17 protein-coding genes and 1 pseudogene are annotated in these 17,894 nt (G+C 56.3%); 11 read left to right on the top strand and 7 right to left on the bottom strand.

Annotated elements, in window-relative coordinates; all coding sequences use genetic code 11:
* Nucleotides 1–92: 92 nt before the first annotated feature.
* The 8 genes and pseudogenes from DXA66_RS08945 (at nt 93) to DXA66_RS08910 (ending at nt 5,865) form a co-directional block, all read left to right on the top strand.
* The gene (locus DXA66_RS08945; protein ID WP_118528281.1) at nt 93–935 is read left to right on the top strand and encodes a class I SAM-dependent methyltransferase; all 843 of its coding nucleotides are present in this window, start codon (nt 93–95) and stop codon (nt 933–935) included.
* A complete protein-coding gene (locus tag DXA66_RS08940) occupies nt 932–1,864 on the top strand; it encodes an acyl-CoA thioester hydrolase/BAAT C-terminal domain-containing protein (RefSeq protein ID WP_118528279.1) in 933 nt (310 codons plus the stop codon). Before DXA66_RS08945 ends, DXA66_RS08940 begins: the two co-directional genes overlap by 4 nt.
* A 1-nt stretch (nt 1,865) precedes the next feature.
* Entirely contained in the window at nt 1,866–2,498 is a 633-nt protein-coding gene (locus DXA66_RS08935; protein WP_118528277.1) for an L-2-amino-thiazoline-4-carboxylic acid hydrolase, read from the top strand.
* 6 nt (nt 2,499–2,504) lie between these two features.
* Nucleotides 2,505–3,110, top strand: a complete 606-nt coding sequence (locus tag DXA66_RS08930; RefSeq protein ID WP_118528275.1) for an L-2-amino-thiazoline-4-carboxylic acid hydrolase — start codon at nt 2,505–2,507, stop codon at nt 3,108–3,110.
* Nucleotides 3,111–3,187: 77 nt separating this feature from the next.
* On the top strand, nt 3,188–3,682 hold the full coding sequence (locus DXA66_RS08925; protein ID WP_112092004.1) for an ABC transporter permease: 495 nt from the start codon (nt 3,188–3,190) through the stop codon (nt 3,680–3,682).
* A 150-nt stretch (nt 3,683–3,832) separates the two neighbouring features.
* A pseudogene (locus DXA66_RS08920) lies at nt 3,833–4,096 on the top strand (ABC transporter ATP-binding protein); the annotation flags it as partial.
* 130 nt (nt 4,097–4,226) lie between these two features.
* Nucleotides 4,227–5,012, top strand: coding sequence for a recombinase family protein (locus DXA66_RS08915; protein ID WP_118528273.1), 786 nt, complete (start codon nt 4,227–4,229; stop codon nt 5,010–5,012).
* On the top strand, nt 4,984–5,865 hold the full coding sequence (locus DXA66_RS08910; RefSeq protein WP_371682334.1) for a recombinase zinc beta ribbon domain-containing protein: 882 nt from the start codon (nt 4,984–4,986) through the stop codon (nt 5,863–5,865). Before DXA66_RS08915 ends, DXA66_RS08910 begins: the two co-directional genes overlap by 29 nt.
* Here the strand turns inward: DXA66_RS08910 and DXA66_RS08905 are convergent.
* The 7 genes from DXA66_RS08905 to DXA66_RS08870 form a co-directional block, all read right to left on the bottom strand.
* Nucleotides 5,849–6,301, bottom strand: coding sequence for a tyrosine-type recombinase/integrase (locus DXA66_RS08905; RefSeq protein ID WP_158576358.1), 453 nt, complete (start codon nt 6,299–6,301; stop codon nt 5,849–5,851). The genes DXA66_RS08910 and DXA66_RS08905 overlap by 17 nt on opposite strands.
* A 204-nt stretch (nt 6,302–6,505) precedes the next feature.
* On the bottom strand, nt 6,506–6,982 hold the full coding sequence (locus tag DXA66_RS08895) for a hypothetical protein (RefSeq protein WP_118528267.1): 477 nt from the start codon (nt 6,980–6,982) through the stop codon (nt 6,506–6,508).
* A 131-nt stretch (nt 6,983–7,113) separates the two neighbouring features.
* On the bottom strand, nt 7,114–8,511 hold the full coding sequence (locus DXA66_RS08890) for a hypothetical protein (protein ID WP_118528265.1): 1,398 nt from the start codon (nt 8,509–8,511) through the stop codon (nt 7,114–7,116).
* Nucleotide 8,512: 1 nt separating this feature from the next.
* Nucleotides 8,513–9,307, bottom strand: a complete 795-nt coding sequence (locus tag DXA66_RS08885; protein WP_118528263.1) for a carbohydrate-binding protein — start codon at nt 9,305–9,307, stop codon at nt 8,513–8,515.
* Nucleotides 9,308–9,318: 11 nt separating this feature from the next.
* Nucleotides 9,319–11,115 (bottom strand): heparinase II/III family protein, encoded by a 1,797-nt coding sequence (locus DXA66_RS08880; RefSeq protein ID WP_118528261.1) that lies wholly within the window; start codon nt 11,113–11,115, stop codon nt 9,319–9,321.
* Nucleotides 11,116–11,129: 14 nt separating this feature from the next.
* Nucleotides 11,130–12,392: a response regulator gene (locus DXA66_RS08875; protein WP_118528259.1), complete on the bottom strand. Its 1,263-nt coding sequence runs from the start codon at nt 12,390–12,392 to the stop codon at nt 11,130–11,132.
* Entirely contained in the window at nt 12,367–14,184 is a 1,818-nt protein-coding gene (locus DXA66_RS08870; RefSeq protein WP_118528257.1) for a sensor histidine kinase, read from the bottom strand. Before DXA66_RS08870 ends, DXA66_RS08875 begins: the two co-directional genes overlap by 26 nt.
* A 342-nt stretch (nt 14,185–14,526) precedes the next feature.
* On the opposite strand from DXA66_RS08870, the gene DXA66_RS08860 reads away from it, so the two are divergent.
* The 3 genes from DXA66_RS08860 (at nt 14,527) to DXA66_RS08850 (ending at nt 17,826) form a co-directional block, all read left to right on the top strand.
* Nucleotides 14,527–15,846: a sugar ABC transporter substrate-binding protein gene (locus DXA66_RS08860; protein WP_097778347.1), complete on the top strand. Its 1,320-nt coding sequence runs from the start codon at nt 14,527–14,529 to the stop codon at nt 15,844–15,846.
* Between the two features lie 175 nt (nt 15,847–16,021).
* A complete protein-coding gene (locus tag DXA66_RS08855; RefSeq protein WP_118528255.1) occupies nt 16,022–16,948 on the top strand; it encodes a carbohydrate ABC transporter permease in 927 nt (308 codons plus the stop codon).
* A gap of 17 nt (nt 16,949–16,965) precedes the next feature.
* Complete coding sequence (locus DXA66_RS08850; protein ID WP_097778345.1) at nt 16,966–17,826, top strand: carbohydrate ABC transporter permease; 861 nt, start codon at nt 16,966–16,968, stop codon at nt 17,824–17,826.
* Nucleotides 17,827–17,894: the final 68 nt, after the last annotated feature.

The raw sequence follows: 17,894 nt of genomic DNA, 5'->3' as shown, positions 1-17,894 counted from the left end.
ATCCGCAGCGCCTATCGTACGGTAGGTATGGCGGTCATAGCGGCTGTACTGGCGGCAATTATGACAGTTTTTATTCACTGAGGAAGGAACCTATGAAATACAAAATCGAGAAAAACACCGTGCAGGAGACGCTGATCCTCCCGCTGTATTCCCGGAAGCTGTGTACGGAGCTGTACCCGAACCTTTACCGGGATGAAACAGCGGTTCGTCTGCTCGACCAGATCGACTACGATTTTTCAGGGGCGGAGAAAAGCTCCCGCGGCCTGATGCAGCGGTTTGGTGCGCTGGAGGTGGCCATGCGGCAGAACGACCTTACCTTTGAGGTGCAGGCGTACCTGAAAACGCACCCCTGTGCGGCGGTAGTCAACCTGGGCTGCGGGCTGGACAGCACCGGCAGAGCCTGCGACAACGGCAGTTGCAAGATCTACAATCTGGACTTCCCGGATGTTATTGCCTTGCGGCAGCAGCTGCTGCCCGCCGGGGAGCGGGAGCAAAACATTCCCTGCGACCTGAAAGACCCCGCATGGTTTGGCAGAATCGATGCCTCCGGCGGGGCGGTGTTCTTTGCCTCCGGGGTGTTCTATTACTTCCCGACCCAGCAGGTCCGGGAACTGGTGCGGGGGATGGCGGACGCTTTTCCCGGCGGGGTGCTGGTCTTTGATGCCGCCAACCGCACGGCGGTGAAGATGATCGCAAAAACATGGCTCAAGACTGCAAAGATCAAGGATGTGGGGGCATATTTCGCGGTTTCGGATGCCAAAAGCGAGCTCTCCCCATGGGACAGCCGCCTGCAGGTGTCCAGCCGGGGCTATATGCTTGGCTACAGCGACCTGAAAGACCCTTCGGTCAGCGGCTTTTTCCGATTCCTTGCAAGGATCGGGGACAACGGGATGAAAATGCAGATCGTGAAGATCGGATTTGGAGGGAGAGCATGAAACACCTGCACTTTGATGTGGAACTCAATGGCTTTTACGGTGCGTATTGGGCGTGTGCCGGCGGTTCAGACTGTGCGGTCATCACGATGATCGGGGATGATCCGGAGGATCGGCTTGCGCGCTCGGCAGTGAAATGGCTTTGCGGGTGCGGTGTGAATGTGCTCACAATGTCGCCCGCGAAAAAAGATTACGGACATCATAATTACCCGCTTGAGCGTGTGGAGACGGCAATTTCATGGCTGAAAGCTAACGGTAACAGAAAGATCGGCATTGCCGGTGCATCGACCACCGGAACGCTTGCGCTGACAGCGGCTGCCATGTTCCCGGATATCACCCTGACCATTGCCATGACACCCAGCGACTTTGTGTGGCAGGGCTTTCTGCAGGGCAAAAGGGACGGCTGCAAGGAGTGGCCGGTCGAGGGTGAATCGCTGTTCTCCTACCGGGGCAAGCCGCTGCCCTATATGCCGTTTTGCTATCAGCATCCCGACTATTGGCACTGCATCGCCGCCGAGAGCAAACGCACCGGCGATATGGTAAACTCCCGCAAGCTGTTTGACGATTCCGAGACAGCTCATCCGATCGAGCCGGAAGAATACATTCCCGTTGAAAACATCCGGGGAAAGCTGCTGCTGATCGGCGCGGAGGACGATGCGCTGTGGGACACCGCAAAGTATATCCGCCGGATGGAAAAGCGCCTTGCCGAAAAACCGCATGAATGCGAGATCGAGACGATGGTTTATGCCCACGGCACCCACTTCGTTTTCCCGGAGGGGATGCTGAAAATTATGCTGCCGGTTGGCTCCGGCCTATTTGTGAAATGGGCCTTCCATGCGGCCCGGAAATATCCGAAGGAATGCCGGGAGACCCGGAAAGACATCGAGAAACGGATGTGCCGGGTGCTGGCAGAATGGAAAGGGGAAAAGTAAAATGCGTTGGATGGGAATCCCTATGGCGATGTGGGCCGTGTTTGCGAAATCGTTTCAGACGCAGCTGACGGCGGTACTGGGCTATGATGCAGCCACCGCAAAGCAGATCACCAAAAGCGCCAAGCCGAAATACAAAGAGATCATCGCCAAATTGCCGGAGTTTGAAAAGGCCGACCGCTTCCAATTGAACATCATTGGCTGCGCCATGCTGGGGGCGTTCGTTCTCTGTATGCCGAAGCGGCCGGATACAGAGGCGCTGACGGTATACTATGAGAACGCTCAGATGACGCCGCTGATGAAGTGGTTCTGCCGCAAGAGCGGAAAAAGCAAGTTTACCGCAAAGGATATAGCCGCCATGAAAGCCACTGCCGCCCTGAAAGCCGCCGACCGCAACCCCTATTCGTGGAATATGGAGTTTTACGAATACCCGGATGGCAGCGGCTACGAGGGACGCTTTACAAAATGCGGCATCTGTGTGCTGATGAAGGAGCTGGGTCTGTACGACCTGACCCCCGCCCTGTGCCGTCTGGACTACACCATGAGCGAAGCGGGCGGTGTGACAAAGTTTGTGCGGCAGTACACCCTTGCCTCCGGCGGGCCCTACTGCGACTGCGGGTACAAAAAGAAGGGGTGACGGACGATGAAGGCGAAGGAAACCTATCTTTCCCGTGACTTTCGGGAGACTGCGGCGCAACGCTTTCCTGCGCAGGCAAAGCAGCTGAACGCCGCTTTTGATATGCGCCTGAGTGCGCTGCTGGCTGAAAATGCAGATGCAAGCAAGGAAAAGCAATATCACCTCAAGCGGCAGATATTGCCGGGCATTTCGGCCTACGAGACCTTGCAGCGGGTCATGCCGAAAGAGGAGGCACTGCAAACCGTTCACGGCTATGTGGAGCACTTGGCGAGAACGAGCCACAAACAGCTTGCCGCCCTGCTGCACATACCGGGGCTTTACCGCCTTGTTCCCGGCGTTTTCGTCAAATCCACCCGGAGCATTTTCGGCCCGGCGGCGGGCTTTGCCCCAAAAGAACTGCAGACCGGTAACGGCGTCTGGCGTGTGGATATGATGAAGTGTCCCTATCACGACACCTGCGCAGAATACGGCTGCCCGGAGCTGTGCCGCTGCTTTTGCGACAGCGACGACATCAGCTATACCGGGCTGCATCCGAAGCTCATTTGGCATCGAACGAAAACGCTGGGGCGTGGGGATGACCGCTGCGACTTTTGCATGAAGGTCAAAAAATAGCGGGGAGGCAGTTTGGTATGAAAAGCGTTCGTCAGGAGCGGAGATGGTCGGCAAATGGAATGGGAGCGTAGATATATATGAAAATCATGATCGCCGCTGTATTTTATTTTCTGTATTGGGGCGTATGCTTTCTCGGAACAGGCACGGACAGGAAAAATCTCATCGGATTGCGTTCCTATCCCGATGAGGTTCAGACCCGTGTGCAAAGCGACCCTCAGCTTGGGCAAGCAGTTCCGAAGGCAAAATCCACCGCTGCCATTTTGCTCAGTAATCTTCTTTTGTTTACAGTGGTGTTTTCCGTTTTGGGGCTTGCGTTGAAAAGTGTGCTGGGCCTAAACAATTACCTGTCAGCATTTTGGTACTTCCTTGCATTCGGCGAGGGATTGGGCCTGTTCGATCTCCTTGTGATCGATCTGCTCTGGTGGCGCAGTACAAAACGCATCCGTTTCTCGTTTTTGCCGGAGAAGAAATACTATCAGGATCCGAAAAAGCATATCGAATCGTTTTTGCACGGAATGCCGCTGTTTGCCGCGATCGCCGCGCTGACAGCCCTGATCGTTACCGTACTTTGAAACAATACATGGGAGATGCTCCTCGCTGTATGGCCTCATCAAATACCCCGACGCGGGAATGCAATGATCTGCCATATTTGCGGACGTGAAGGAGAAAAGTAAAGTCGAAATGAAAATTACGGTTCTTACTGCGCTCATGGTATTTCTGGCATCATCCTGCTGGACGAAGCCACCGCCAGTTTGGATGTGGAGAACGAAACAGCCATTCAGGAAGCACTGTCACGACTTATCAAGGATAAAACCGTCCTCATCATCGCCCACCGGATGCGCACCGTAGCTGGTGCGGATCAGGTGGTGGTGCTGTCGGGCGGCATCGTGGCCGAGCAGGGCAGCCCGGCAGAGCTGTACGCCCGGAAGGGACTGTACACCCACATGGTGGATCTGCAGTCGGCAAGCCAGAACTGGACGATTTGAGAATGAGGGCGGCTTTTATTTGGGAAAAAGTCTTGCATTCAGTTAAAAACTGTGGTATATACATTATACGAAACACTATTTTGAAAGAACGCTCCACCGTTCAATGATGGATAAATGGGAGGTGCCTGCCATGACCGCCGTGATCTACGCTCGTTATTCCACTGACAGCCAGCGAGAAGAATCCATCGAAGGTCAGATTCGGGAATGCACTGCCTATGCGGAGAAGAACGGCTTCACGGTGGTGAAGCACTACATCGACCGTGCCGTTTCTGCAAAAACGGATAATCGACCGCAGTTCCAGCAGATGATTAAGGACAGCGAGCGGGGAATCTTTGATGTCATCATTGTCTGGAAGCTCGACCGCTTTGCCCGGAATCGCTACGACAGTGCCCGGTACAAGACCCAACTGAAACGGAACGGCGTGAAACTGGTGTCGGCGACGGAAGTCATTTCGGCTGGCCCGGAGGGTATCATTCTGGAATCGGTGCTGGAGGGCTATGCCGAATATTACTCGGTTGACTTGTCCGAAAAGGTCGTGCGTGGCATGACCGAAAACGCTCTCAAGGGTATTTATAATGGCGGCACGATTCCGTTCGGCTACATGATCGATGAGATCCGGCATTACCAGCCCGACCCGTTGTTGGCTCCGTATGTGGAGCAGACGTTCCAGAAGTATACAGACGGTGCGACCATGACTGACCTGCGGGATTGGTTAAAGGCACACAACATCAAAAATTCAATGGGCGGGGAGATGACCTACAATACGATTCAGCGGATGCTGAGTAATCGCCGGTACATCGGCGAATTGCGTTTGCGGGATGTGGTACAGCCTAATGCGATTCCGGCTCTCGTATCAGGTGAACTTGTCGGGGTAAGGCCCCTCCATCTTGCTGCGCAAGACCGTTCTGTCGCTTGAAAGCCCCACTGGGGCTTTCATTGCTCCGCTTCGCTGCGCAAACGCGAACCTGTTCAACAAGGTGCAGGAAAAGCTGGCGAAAAACAAAAAAGCCCCTGCCCGTCATAAGGCAGAGGAAAGCTATCTGCTCACCACCAAGCTGTACTGCGGCAAGTGCGGTGCACTGATGTTCGGAGAAAGCGGTGTCAGCCACACCGGGAAGATGTACACCTATTATAAGTGTGCTGCTGCCAAGAAGAAAAAGACCTGCGACAAAAAGGCAGTGCGGAAACAGTGGCTGGAAGATCTGGTGGTCAACGAAACCATGAAGCTGGTGGAAGATGACGTTTCTATGAATGCCATCATTGCCAAGGTCATGGAGCTGCAAAATCAGGAAAGCACAGACCTGCCTATCTACGAAAAGCAGCTGCGGGAAACGGAAGTCGGCATCACCAATATGCTGAATGCCATCCAGATGGGCATTCTGACCAGCTCCACCAAGGAGCGGCTGGAAGCTCTGGAAGAGCAGCGGAAAGAACTGCAAGCCCGCATTGCAGAGGAACGGCTGGCAAAACCGAAGATGAAAGAAGAATTCGTCCGGTTCTGGTTGCTCCGCTTCCGCAAGCTGGATATGACCCAGCCGGAGCAGCGGCAGGCGCTGGTGGACACCTTCATCAATGCCATCTATCTCTACGATGATAAGGTTCTCATTACCTTTAATTATAAGGAAGGTACGGAAACGGTCGCTTTTGGGGAAGCCGTGAAAGCGGAGAAAAGTTCGGATATGAGTGCGCGAGGTGCACCAGAAAAGCCACGCAGTAGCGTTGAAAAACGTGCTGTGTGGCTTCTTTTTTGTGTCAAATGGCGAGCTTGACTAACTTTTGACTACTTTTTGCGGAGTTTTCCGATTTGCAGGAAAGATACTCGTTAAGTTTATCAGCGACATGGAGCGAGTCTTCTTGTTCCAGATGAGTATAAATATCGGCGGTGACCTGAATGCTGCTGTGCCCCATAAGTTTTTGTGCTGTGCGTAAGTCTACCCCTGCACGATAAAGTGTCGTTGCGTAGGTATGCCGCAGCATGTGGGGATGCAGGGAGAACGGCACAAGGGCCGCAACGTGAGAGTTCCACAACCGGGTGAATGCGGAGCGGGTCATATCTCCGCCATCGACGGCTGGGACGATATACCGGCTCAAGTGTGGTGTTTCAAGCAAGACGAATCTGAGCTTGTCCGGGATAGGAACGACCCTGTGTGCGGTCTTTGTTTTGAAATCATCTACAGGGTCTTGCTGGTTGTTCAGAAAGGTCATAGCATAGCGCGCCGGATGGTCAGAGAGCTGCTTTGAATGTCCGACCATTGCAATCCAAGTGCTTCTTCCTTACGAAGCCCGCAGTACAGACAGAGGGCGCAGAATACGCGGGCGCGTGGTTCTACAACTACATTCATCAGAATATCAACCTCATTGGGAAGCAATGCTTTTTTCTTTTCCGCTTTAGCGTGAGGGGTGATCTTACTAAGTTTCCTCGGGCTGAAAATCTGCAAAAATCTGGGCGAAGAACTCTTCTGTCAGCTTTTCCTGCTGGTACTGACTACGGATGTCAGCATCCGGGTGGAGCTTCAAGATTTGCTCCAGAATGGAAAAAGTCTGTTCCGGATTTTTGAGCTTGTGGGAGAACAGCAACGGGCGATCGTTTTCGTAGTACATATTGATGTAGCGGAAATCCTGCTCGCCCATGGCCGAAATGGTCAGGGTCTTGTTGGGGCATCCGTGCAGGAATAGTCCTCGCTTGGCAATAAATGGTTCGTGCTCGAATGAGAAGATGGCCCGGCCTGACACTGGGACGATCAGTGCACTTTTCAGTGTGCGGTAGCTATTGCTCTCACCAGCGTGCAGAGTAAAGCTGCGGAAGCCGACAGACTCGATTTGGCCTTGATTGTATTCCTGAAATAAAATTTTCAGTGGATTAGGAAGATCGGATATTTGATTCATTAGGAGCTCCTTTGTGCAAAAGTGGTTAGTTGTTGCTAATATAGCACAAAATGCTGCCGATTGTCTACATGGGGAGCAACCCACACTGCATAAAAACTGACAAAAAGGACGGCTATGGATTAACAATTGAATCAAGAGCTCAAAGAACGCCATAAACGATCTTCCCTGTCAAAAATCGCAATTTTACAGCCAGCAAAACAGCTTTGTACAGCAATGCGCTGGCTACCATCGGTAGTGGTGTTATAACTTCCAAGATCGAGAGCGGAAAGTACCGGCTGCTCGTCCCAGTCGATCAGCTGTCCGGCCCAGTCGGCACCCAGCTTTTCGCTCAGCGCCCCATAAGCCTGCTCAAAGCCCTCTGGGTCTTCGAGGATCCAGATTGTACTTTCGTCGTTGGCAAGATCGGTGTTCAGTTGGGTGGCACCAGCCATCTGGCCGTTCATGTCGGTCAGGGCGGCGTTGGCGCTCCATGTGTAGTTGTTCACCTGCACCACCACAGCCCCGTCGCCGTTGGCATCGTCCGCATAGTCCGCCAGCGCAGTCTGCAGACGCTGCACCGCATCGTCTGGCAGGGCTTCTGCCGTGACCACCGCCACGGTGTAATCGGGGTCTACGGCGGTCAGCAGGCCGTGTGCCACATACGCTGCACCTACAATGACCATAGCCGCCACAACTACGATGCCCCAGTTGTAGTACCACCAGTTGACGCGGGAACGCCTTTTTTGCTCCTGCGCGGTCAGGATCTTATCGGGCGCTGCCGGGTGCGGAATGGTGCGCACCTGTACGCCGTATTCTTGCCGCAAAACGGGGAACAGGGTCTGCATGGCTGCAAGCCCGGGCAACCAGAAACCGAACAGCACTGCCCAGAATACGCTGACCGGGAACAGCAAAAGCATGCCGCCGATGCCTGCCAGCATCACGATACCTGCCGCCACGCAGCGGATCGGTGTGTTAAGCAGCAGTCTGCCCGCGCGGCGCAGCAGGCTGTCCGGGGCTTGCTGCGGCAGTACAGCGGCGCACAGGGTGCTGAAAACCGCCAGCACCAGAAAATCCAGCGCCAGAAATACCAGCACGGCAAGGCCGGGGTAGTAGCCCTGCTGTGCGGCGACCTCAAATACAAAGGCCGATACAAAGCACAGCAGCCCCAGCACCAGTGTGCCAATGCAGCCAAAGCCGCAGGCAGATTTCCAGTGGGCGGCAAGGGTCTGTTTTGCCCGGGGCAGCCACTGGGAGGGGTCGTTCTGCAAGCTGCGCAGGGCGCAATCTGCCAGCAACAGCATGGCAGGGCCGACCAGCAGACCGGTGAGGAGACTGCACACCACCGTGATCGGCAGGGAAAACAGGGTCACGCCCAGCGAGACCCCCAGCGCGGCGGGCAGACAAAGCACGCAGACTATCAGGTTTGTGCCCAGCAGCTGACCAAGGTCGCGGCCGACCATCTGGCAGAAGCGCGCAAAGCCCTTTTTCTCCGGCTCGTTGGGGCTGATGCCATGCCCTTCCCGCTCATAGAGAGAATTGTATAGGCTCATTTTATTTCACCTCGGTGCCAAAGGCTTCGATTTGGGTCAGGGCAGGGAAGGGCGAGGTACCCTCGGCCTGAATGAGGTCTTTCAGCACAAGGCTGCGCACCCGCTTGGGCTCAAAGGCAACGCTCTGGGGCTTGGCGCTTTTTACCAGCGGAATGTCCAGCTGACTGCCATCAGAAAATTCTACCGTAGCCTTTACCCAGTAGTTGTCGTGCGGAAAATCTGCCCGCTCGGTGATGCGCAGCTCCTCCAATAATACCTCGCGGCCAAAATCCAGGGTCAGGGCGGCGTTGGGGTCCCGGTTGATACCCCAGCTCTGGTAGGGGTATTCCCCATGGGCGCTGTTTTCAAAGATGCCGTCGATGGCGTTGCGGGCGGCAAACACCGCCTCGCCGCGCGTTTCCACGTTGGCACTGGCGTGGGGATAAAAGCCGGTGTCGCCGTGCTCATCGTAGCAGTTGAAGGCTAAGTTCCGACGTGCAGCAATTTCTTCCGGCAGCGCAAGGCGCGCGCGGACGACATGGCGGCTGCCCACAAAGCTTTTGGGCGAGTAGGTGATGGCCTGCTCCCCGAATGGAATATGGAAATTGATCTCCCGTTTTACCACATACACAAGGGCTTCGGGCATGGTGTCCTCAAACTGAATGACGCAGTATTGCCCGGGATGGTCGATTTCCAGCGCCACCCGGTCACCGGGCTTGTAGGAGTTGGTGTAAACAAGGGATACGTTGGTGTCGGCATCGCAGGTCATCAGGGTGTGACCCACTTCGTCCAGAATTTTCAGCTTGATGGTCTCCATGGCGGTTCTCCTTAATATAGCACGACATTCAGTGATTTTTTGAAATGCAGGGTGATCCTATAGATCGTTTCCGGCCATGCGGTGCGCAGGCGCGGGTCGGTGATGGGTACCGGTGTGACCTTGGCAGCGACCTTTTCCGGGTCAAACCGGATACCGCCCAGCGTGCCCACCGCAAAGCCATCTGCGGTGGCGGCAGGCTGCTGCTCGGTGAGCAGGGTCAGATCCACCGTGCCGGGATAATCTGTTTCGTCCCGCAGGGTGATGCTCTGTTCACTGGCCGATACACAGCGGCGGTAGGTGGTAAGCCCTGGGATAGGCGGGTACGCGCCTGCCAGCTCGGCGGTGATGCTGTTTTCCGTGGTGTGCACCTCCCGGGCGGCGTATTCTGCGCCGGGCAGCTGCTGGATGCCGTCAAAGGTTGGCAGGTTGTGCCATGCGCTCTGCATCGTCCAAATTTCGTATCGCTGAGGGCTGAAGGTCTTTTTGGTGTAGCTCTCCACCCCGATATCAATGAGGAACGGTCTGCCGTCTTTGTATACAGTAATGCTGCCGGTATCGTTGTGGTTGTGGCTGTCGCCGTTGGAGCCAAACTTTGCCCCTAACACCCAGCGACCCTGCCGTGCGGCGTAAATGCCCACACTGGGGTACCACACCGTGGGTAGATGCTGGGGAATTGCAGCGCATTCCATCAGCTCCTGCTCTGCAAAGGCGGTGATGAGCCGGTACCACAGGTTGATGTGGGTGCTGCCGTCCGGGTTCTGCAGGTGGTCGGGGTCGGCATCGGCACGGAAGTCTGCCGCCGCAAGTGCCTGCAAAGCATCGCTGCCAACGGCCTGCCCAAAGCGGTATTCCCGCGCACCGCACCGCCCGGCAAGGGGACTGCAATCGCCAAAGTTCAGGTAGTAAGGCCCTTCTACATGGACATTGCAGATGTACTCCGCAATATTTTTGATTTTAGGCTCATGGAACAGGGCGCAGAAGGCCTGCGGTGCTACGGCAGATAAAATTTCAAGGCAGCCCCACAGGGTCAGCCCGGCGTGGCGATAATACTGTGCGCCCTCGTTGCAGCAGCCGTCCGCGCCGTAGTCCTTCAAAAAGCAGTCCAGGCTATACGCGGCCTGTTTTACCGCTGCGCAGCGCTGTTCCTGCGAGGTGGGCAGCAGAAAAACGGCAAGCAGCACGTTCTGGGAACACCAGCTCGTCCAGTTGCACATGGCTTCCGCACCGTTTCCCATCCACCAGAAGTGGCCTGTAAAATAGGGCGTCAGGATGCGGGCGTTCAGCTCCCGCTCCATCCGCGCTGCAATGCCCGGCGCGGTGGTATCCAGTTCGTCGTGCAGCAGGTAGCGGGTCAGCGCCAGCAGCGCCCCGGTCTCGGCGGCAAAAAGCTCTACAATAGGCTTCGAAGTGTCCGGCAGGGGCAGCTGCGGGGTGTCCCGCACATAGCTGTTGTGGGCAGGCAGCTGCCATGCGCTTTCCTCGCAGAGCGCCCATACGGTATCCGCAATGGCATCCAGAAAGCGCCCGCTGTGCTCTACGCACTCGGCGCATACCAGTGCGCACAGCCGCGCCCGGCGGGAAAAATAAGCCGCCTCCCATGCGGCACGCTGCCCGGTGCGGGTGAAATCCAGCCAGAGGGAGAGCGGCAGGGGCGCAAGGGGTGTTTGCAGCGCGGCTTCTCCGGCTTTCAAAAAGCGCTGCTTTGCCCGCGGGGGTAAAGCCAGCCATGCGGGGCGTTCTTTGGCAGGGGGAAAGGGGCGGTAGTCGGGAAGAAATTCCGGCAGAAAGGCAAGCTGTTCCTGTATCATAAAAGCCTCCGACTTCAAATACTTTGCTGATATTCCCGCGGGCTGAGCCCGGTGACCTTTTTGAACACCTTGGAAAAATAGAAGGCGCTTTCGTAGCCCAGTTTTTCCGCAATTTCGTAGACCTTCAAATCACCCTGTTCCAGCATTTCCTTGGCCGCAGCAATGCGGGTCTCGGTGATGTACTCCACAAAGCCGCTGTCGCCGTATTTGCCAAACAGCTGACTGAGGTAGTTGGGCGAAAAATTGAACACCGCAGCCACATCTGCCAGCGTCAGCTTTTCCGAAAGGTGATTCTTGATATACTCCTGCACCTGTGCCACTACCTGCATCTTTCCGGCTGTGGCATCGCCCTCGTTGACCTCTACGAACTGGATGGGCTGTTCCACCGTGAGCAGGGGCTGCAGGTGGGCGTTTTCCCGGCAGCAGCGCGCCAGCCCCAGCAGCGAGCCGGTGGGGCGTCCCACCGCCCAGAGCAGCCGTACCGTGAAGTAGTTGTATAGGATCTGGCTGGCGCGTTCCAGCAGCGGGCGCAGCACCGTCCGGTAGCTTTGCGCCTGCTGCGCTGTCAGACAGAACAGCACATTGCCGCGCAGCGCATCTGCGCCGGTCACATAGCAGGGCAGATAGCTTTGCAGAGTGGTCTCCAGCATACGCCCGCAGGAAAAGCTCAGCTTCAGCTGCTGGGCGGGGGTCAGCTCTGTGTTGGCAATGATCTCGCAGCTGGCTACAAGGTAGTTGTCGCTTGTAAGCTCCAGCTCCATGTGCTGCAAGGGCTGCTCCAAAGATTGTTCGTCCGGGAACAGCCCGGCGTACAGCCGCACGAAAAACCGCTCCTGATAGCTGCGCACGCTCTCGGCAAGGTTTTCCTGCACCGGTACTTCGCCCAGCAGGGTATGTTCCTTTTTTACCTTTTCGGCGGCCTTGGCAAGGGCGGTCTGCAGGTTCTCGGGGGTCAGGTCTAATTTGACCAAATAATCCACCACCCCGGCACCCATGGCCTGCTTGATGTAATCAAATTCCTCAAAGCTTGTCAGCATAATAAAGGCGGGCAGGGCGCTGCGCTCCCGGCAGGTGCGGGCAAGGGTAAGGCCGTCCATCACCGGCATTTTTACGTCTGCGATGACGATATCCGGCTTTTCCCGCTCGATCAGCTCCAGCGCCAGCTTGCCGTTGCGGGCGGTGCCGCAGACGGTGTAGCCCAGCTTTTCCCATTCCAGCATGCCCTGCAGACCAATGAGCACCAGCGGCTCGTCATCCACCAGTAATATCCGCAGCATGGCTGTCTCCTTTCTTCTGATAGGGCAGCCGGATGGTGACCTCGGTGCCCACGTCCTCTTCGCTTTCAATGGTCAGGCCATAGCTCTCGCCAAAGGAATACCGGATGCGGCGGTTTACGTTCCACAGGCCGACATGGCGGAACTTTTCAGTCTTTTCGGCTTCCTCGGTGGGCTCGTCCAGAAGGTGCGCCACCAGCTCCGGCGGCATACCCACGCCGTCATCCGTAATGCGCAGCAGCACATCCCCGTTTTCCAGGTCGGTGGAGATATCCAGCAGTACGCTGCCATGGCCGCCCTTGGGCTCTAACCCATGGAAGATGGCATTTTCCACCAGCGGCTGCAGGGTGAACCGGGGGATCAGACAGTCGCAGCACAGGGTCTCGCTTTCAATGCGGGAGACCTCTATCTCTAAGTCGCCGCCGTAACGGTACTGCTGGATGGTAAAGTAATCGTTGAGCAATGCCAGCTCCTCCTGCAGGGGCACCAGCTTCTGGGTACCCTTGGAGATGCTTTTGGTCAGCCGCGCAAAGGCGGTCACCATCTCGGCAATGCCGGGCGCATTCTGGATGGTGGCCATCCAGCGGATGCTGTTGAGGGTATTATAGATAAAGTGCGGGTTTACCTCGTTTTGCAGCATCCGGTATTCCAGTTCCTGCTTGCGGCGCTCGTCCTCCACGCGGCGGGTCATCAGGCTGTCTACGTTTTCGGCAAGCTGGTTGATGCCGCGGCCAATGTCGCCCAGCTCGTTGTTCCACTCCACCGCGCGGTCCGGGGCAAAGTTGCCGCTGCCCACGGTCTCGATGCGCTTTTGCAGCGCCTCCACCGGGCGGGTGATGACCAATTCCAGCCAATACTGTATAAAAAAGCTTAGTCCCCAGATGATGGCTATGCCAAGGGCGATGAGCCACAGGTACACGCCGTAGTGCTGCAAAAAGGTGCTTGCGGGCAAAAGCTGCACCAGCGCCGCGCTGCGGCCGTTCAGCGTAACCTTGACAACATAGTAGCTCTGGCCGTTCAGCTGCACCTTGCCCTGCCACGCGGTCTGCTCGGTCATGCCGTTATTGCTTTCGGTGCGCAGGGTGTAGGCTACCTCCCGCAGCCGGTTTTCGGTCTCGGTCAGGCTGCCATTTTCGATCTGCCACAGGCGGCTGCCCGTCTCCCAGTACAGCGCGCTGCCGTCGGTCAGGCTGTAACCCGCCGCCGGGTCGGTGACGATGGCGGTATCCAGTGCAAGGTAGGTGCTGCCCCGGTGCAGAGTGCCCTTGCCGCAGCGGATAGGCTGACTGATGGCAATGCAATCCGGGTTGCCGGGCAGCAGCGGGTCGGTGGTGAACTGCATCCCGTACCCCTTGGAGAAAAACTGCTTTACGCTGGTGCGGTTGAGCGCCGCCGAGGCGTTCAGCGTGCCGAACTGCAAATGCCGGTCATTCTCGTTGGTAATAAAGAAGCGGAGGATGTGGCTGTACAGGGTGCTGGAATAGTATTTTTCCTGCACAGCTTTGTAGGCGGCAATGGTCTGGGCGCCATTGACATCCTCCTGCGAGATGTACCGCCGCACGGTGCTGTTGATGGAAGCCCAGTTCAAAAGGTCATCGGCGCTGTCCAGACTGGTCTCGATGGAGGTAGCCACCAGCCGCAGGTTGAACTCCGCTGCCTGCAGAGAGTTGGCACGCACATACTGGTTGGAGAGGATGAACAGTGCTGCGCCCACAGCCAGCGAGGTAAGGAGGGTAAAAAAACGCATTCCCCACATGATCTGCCGCCGCAGCGGGAAACGATGACTGCTTTTCATGACGGAGCCTCCTTTCCGGTAATATTTTGTATTCTTTCCTTTATACAGTACTGATTCCGACGCTGTTTGTCAACGGCTTTTTGCATGAAAATTGTGCGCTTTATACGCTTTTTTCTTGCGATGAGGATGTAAACTGTGCAAGAAAGCAAGAAAGTGCAGACCCCAGTGTAAGAAAGTGCATCTTTTTCAAAAAGACGCAGAAAAACTGCAACAGTTCCAGAATTTTTTCCATTCCGGTTTTTGCGCCTGTGCGGTATCCTAGTGTCAACAAAAGCAAGCGGCTCCCAAGCACGGGGGACACCGCCGCACGAAACACACACTGCCCTGAAGGAGGACACACTTATGAAAAAGATTTCTCGCCGTTCGTTCCTTACCGCTGCCGCCGCCTGCGGCGCAGCTGCTGCCCTGAGCGCCTGCGGCGGCTCTTCCGCCAGCTCCACGGCTGCTTCCTCCGCTGCCAGTTCCACCGCTGCATCCGCAGCCGCAGGCCCTGTTACCCTGCAGTGGTCGGTGTGGGATAAGGAGTCCACCCCCTACTGGCAGGCCATGGCCGACGGCTACATGGCAAGCCACAAGGATGTTACCATCGAGATGGTGGACCTTGGCTCCAGCGATTACATGACCGTTCTGGCTACCCAGCTGGCCGGCAGCGCCGATCTGGATGTCGTGACCGTCAAGGATATCCCCGGCTACGCAAACCTGATCAATCTGGACTACCTCAAGCCCCTGAACGAGGTGCTGACCCGCGATGCCGGCGATTTCAACGGCACCATCGAGCAGCTGACCACCGACGACGGCAACTTCTACGCCGTGCCCTTCCGCAGCGACTTCTGGGTGGTGTACTACAACAAGGACCTGTTCGATAAGGCCGGTGTGGAGTATCCCTCCAACGACATGACGCTGGAAGATTACGATGCTCTGGCTCGCAAGATGACCAGCGGCTCCGGCGATACCAAGGTCTATGGCTGCCACTACCACACCTGGCGCTCCGCCGCTTCTCTGTTCTCCATTCTGGACGGCAAGAACACCATCATCGACGGCACCTACGACTTCATGAAGCCCACCTACGATATGGTCATTGCCCAGCAGAAGGACGGCATCTGCATGGACTACGGCTACCTCAAGACATCCTCTCTGCACTACTCCGCAGCCTTTGAGAACCAGCAGTGCGCAATGGTCAACATGGGAAGCTGGTTCATCTCCACGCTGGAAGCCTACATGAAGGATGCTGAGACCAAGTTCAACTGGGGCATCGTCAAGTACCCGCACCCCGCCGGTGCAGCTGCCGGTTCTACGCTGGGCACTGTGACCAGCCTGGCCATCAACGCCGATTCTCCCAAGGCTGAGGCCGCTGCCGACTTCATCAACTGGTGTGTCTCCGAGGAGGGCGCACAGGCCATTGCCAAGACCGGCACCTTCCCGGCTTGCGGCTCCGATGCTACCGCCGAGATCATCAAGTCCACCGAGGGCTTCCCTGAGGACAGCAATTCCGTGGATGCACTGACCACCAGCAATGTCTATCTGGAAATGCCCTACACCCAGTATGCATCTGATATCGAGACCATCCTGAACGCCGAGCACGATGCCATTATGACCATGAGCGAGACCGTGGACGAGGGCATCCAGAACATGAACGATCAGGTTCCCGCAGTTCTCGGCTGATAAAGCGTTTCTCGCATTGCTTAGCGTTTCTCCTTCTTCATCATTTTCATTCCCCATTTATTTTCCAATAAACACACATTGGAAAAAGCCCTGTCCGAGCGGGGCGGGTATGCACAGCGCCCGCCCCGCTCATTTTTTGGTAAGCTGTTATACTTCCTGGAAAGGAGGCTCTTTTATGGCGAGTGCTGCTGTCCGGAATAAAACTCCCCGTAAAGTGCTAAAAAAATCGACCCGCGATTCTCTCATCGCGTATTCCTTTATTGCGCCAAACTTCATCGGTTTCTGCGTGTTTACGCTGGTGCCCATGGTGTTTGCCATTGCGCTGGCCTTCTGCGCATGGGACGGCCGCCACGCCATCGAATTTATCGGCCTGAAGAACTTTGTAAAGCTCTTCACCACCGATAAGATCTTTCAGGCGGCGCTGAAAAACACCATTGTCTATGTCATCGGCACTGTGCCGCTGACGCTGGCCTGCTCACTGGCGATGGCCGTGCTGCTGAACCAGAATGTGAAGCTGCGCAACTTCTTCCGCACCGTGGCGTTCTTCCCCTACGTTGCCTCGCTGGTTGCGGTGGCAGCGGTGTGGAATATGATCTTCAACCCCTCCATGGGCCCCATCAACATGCTCCTGAACCAGTTCTTCGGCGTGGCAGTGGAAAACCTGCCCCGCTGGGCTGCCGGCAAGGATACCGCCATGCTGACGGTCATCCTGTTCAGCGTGTGGAAGAACATGGGCTACTACATGGTCATCTATCTGGCCGGCCTGCAGGGCTGCAACCCGGATCTGAACGAAGCCGCTGAGCTGGACGGTGCAAACCGCTGGCAGCAGTTCTGGCATATCACCCTGCCGCAGCTGCGCCCCACCACCTTTTTTGTGGTCATCATGCTCACCATCTCCGGCTTCAAGGTCTACGACCAGATGTACATGATCACGCAGGGCGGCCCCGGTACGGCTACCATGACGCTGGTGTACTACATCTACAATGTGGCCTTCGTGAATACCCCGAAATACGGCTACGCAAGTGCTATTGCCATGGTGTTGTTCGTACTGGTGCTGATCGTTACCATCATCCAGTTCCGCGGCTCCAAGGGCGATAACTGAGAAAGGAGGAAGAAGCTATGGCAACCGCTGTTATTAAAGACCACGCTTCCCAGAAGCGCCGCAACTTCATCTCCAAGTTCCTGATCTATTTCTTCCTCATCGTCATCACAGCCTGTATGCTGCTGCCCTTTTTGTGGATGCTGTCCTCCTCCTTTAAGCTGAATAAGGACGTGTTCGGCTTCCCCATCCAGTGGATCCCCAAAAATCCGCGCTGGCAGAACTATGTGGACATCTGGACGCAGATCCCGCTGCTCACCTTTGTGAAGAACACGGTCAAGATCACCGTGGTGGTCACCCTGCTGCAGCTGTTCACCTCCTCCTTTGCGGCCTACGCCTTTGCCAAGATGCAGTTCAAGGGCAAGAATGTGCTCTTCCTCGGCTACATTGCCACCATTGCCGTACCTTGGCAGGCCTACATGGTGCCGCAGTTCATGATGATGAGCTCGTGGCACCTGAACAACACCCATCTGGCCATCATGTGCCTGCAGGCCTTCAGTGCCTTTGGTGTGTTCCTGATGAAGCAGTTTTACGAGGGCGTGCCCACTGAGCTGTGTGAGGCTGCCCGTATCGATGGCCTGAGCGAGTACGGCATCTGGTGGCACATCATGCTGCCCCTCAGCCTGCCCGCGCTGTCCACCCTGACCATCTTCACCTTCGTGAACACCTGGAACGACTTCCTTGGCCCCCTGATCTATCTGACCAAGACCGAGCTCAAGACCATCCAGATCGGTCTGCGCATGTTCATCACCCAGTATTCCGCAGAGTACGGCTTGATCATGGCAGCCTCTGTGGTGGCACTGATCCCGGTGCTGATCGTGTTCCTCTCCCTGCAGAAATACTTTGTGCAGGGCGTGGCATCCACCGGCATCAAGGGTTAAACAAATCACCCGTAAGCGGGGCGTGGGCAGTACCTGCGCCCCGCAGTTTTGTTTGAATAGAGGAAATG

It is taken from the genome of Faecalibacterium sp. OF03-6AC, from assembly GCF_003478175.1.
In the GTDB taxonomy this organism is placed as follows: domain Bacteria; phylum Bacillota; class Clostridia; order Oscillospirales; family Ruminococcaceae; genus Faecalibacterium; species Faecalibacterium taiwanense.
This window is presented reverse-complemented; position numbering and strand designations above follow the sequence as displayed.

What these genes read in the sequence shown, in the direction of transcription:
- DXA66_RS08945 (WP_118528281.1), top strand. Translation starts at nt 93, where the DNA reads ATGAAATACAAAATCGAGAAAAACACCGTGCAGGAGACGCTGATCCTC.
- DXA66_RS08940 (WP_118528279.1), top strand. Translation starts at nt 932, where the DNA reads ATGAAACACCTGCACTTTGATGTGGAACTCAATGGCTTTTACGGTGCG.
- DXA66_RS08935 (WP_118528277.1), top strand. Translation starts at nt 1,866, where the DNA reads ATGCGTTGGATGGGAATCCCTATGGCGATGTGGGCCGTGTTTGCGAAA.
- DXA66_RS08930 (WP_118528275.1), top strand. Translation starts at nt 2,505, where the DNA reads ATGAAGGCGAAGGAAACCTATCTTTCCCGTGACTTTCGGGAGACTGCG.
- DXA66_RS08925 (WP_112092004.1), top strand. Translation starts at nt 3,188, where the DNA reads ATGAAAATCATGATCGCCGCTGTATTTTATTTTCTGTATTGGGGCGTA.
- DXA66_RS08915 (WP_118528273.1), top strand. Translation starts at nt 4,227, where the DNA reads ATGACCGCCGTGATCTACGCTCGTTATTCCACTGACAGCCAGCGAGAA.
- DXA66_RS08905 (WP_158576358.1), bottom strand. Translation starts at nt 6,301, where the DNA reads ATGACCTTTCTGAACAACCAGCAAGACCCTGTAGATGATTTCAAAACA.
- DXA66_RS08895 (WP_118528267.1), bottom strand. Translation starts at nt 6,982, where the DNA reads ATGAATCAAATATCCGATCTTCCTAATCCACTGAAAATTTTATTTCAG.
- DXA66_RS08890 (WP_118528265.1), bottom strand. Translation starts at nt 8,511, where the DNA reads ATGAGCCTATACAATTCTCTCTATGAGCGGGAAGGGCATGGCATCAGC.
- DXA66_RS08885 (WP_118528263.1), bottom strand. Translation starts at nt 9,307, where the DNA reads ATGGAGACCATCAAGCTGAAAATTCTGGACGAAGTGGGTCACACCCTG.
- DXA66_RS08880 (WP_118528261.1), bottom strand. Translation starts at nt 11,115, where the DNA reads ATGATACAGGAACAGCTTGCCTTTCTGCCGGAATTTCTTCCCGACTAC.
- DXA66_RS08875 (WP_118528259.1), bottom strand. Translation starts at nt 12,392, where the DNA reads ATGCTGCGGATATTACTGGTGGATGACGAGCCGCTGGTGCTCATTGGT.
- DXA66_RS08870 (WP_118528257.1), bottom strand. Translation starts at nt 14,184, where the DNA reads ATGAAAAGCAGTCATCGTTTCCCGCTGCGGCGGCAGATCATGTGGGGA.
- DXA66_RS08860 (WP_097778347.1), top strand. Translation starts at nt 14,527, where the DNA reads ATGAAAAAGATTTCTCGCCGTTCGTTCCTTACCGCTGCCGCCGCCTGC.
- DXA66_RS08855 (WP_118528255.1), top strand. Translation starts at nt 16,022, where the DNA reads ATGGCGAGTGCTGCTGTCCGGAATAAAACTCCCCGTAAAGTGCTAAAA.
- DXA66_RS08850 (WP_097778345.1), top strand. Translation starts at nt 16,966, where the DNA reads ATGGCAACCGCTGTTATTAAAGACCACGCTTCCCAGAAGCGCCGCAAC.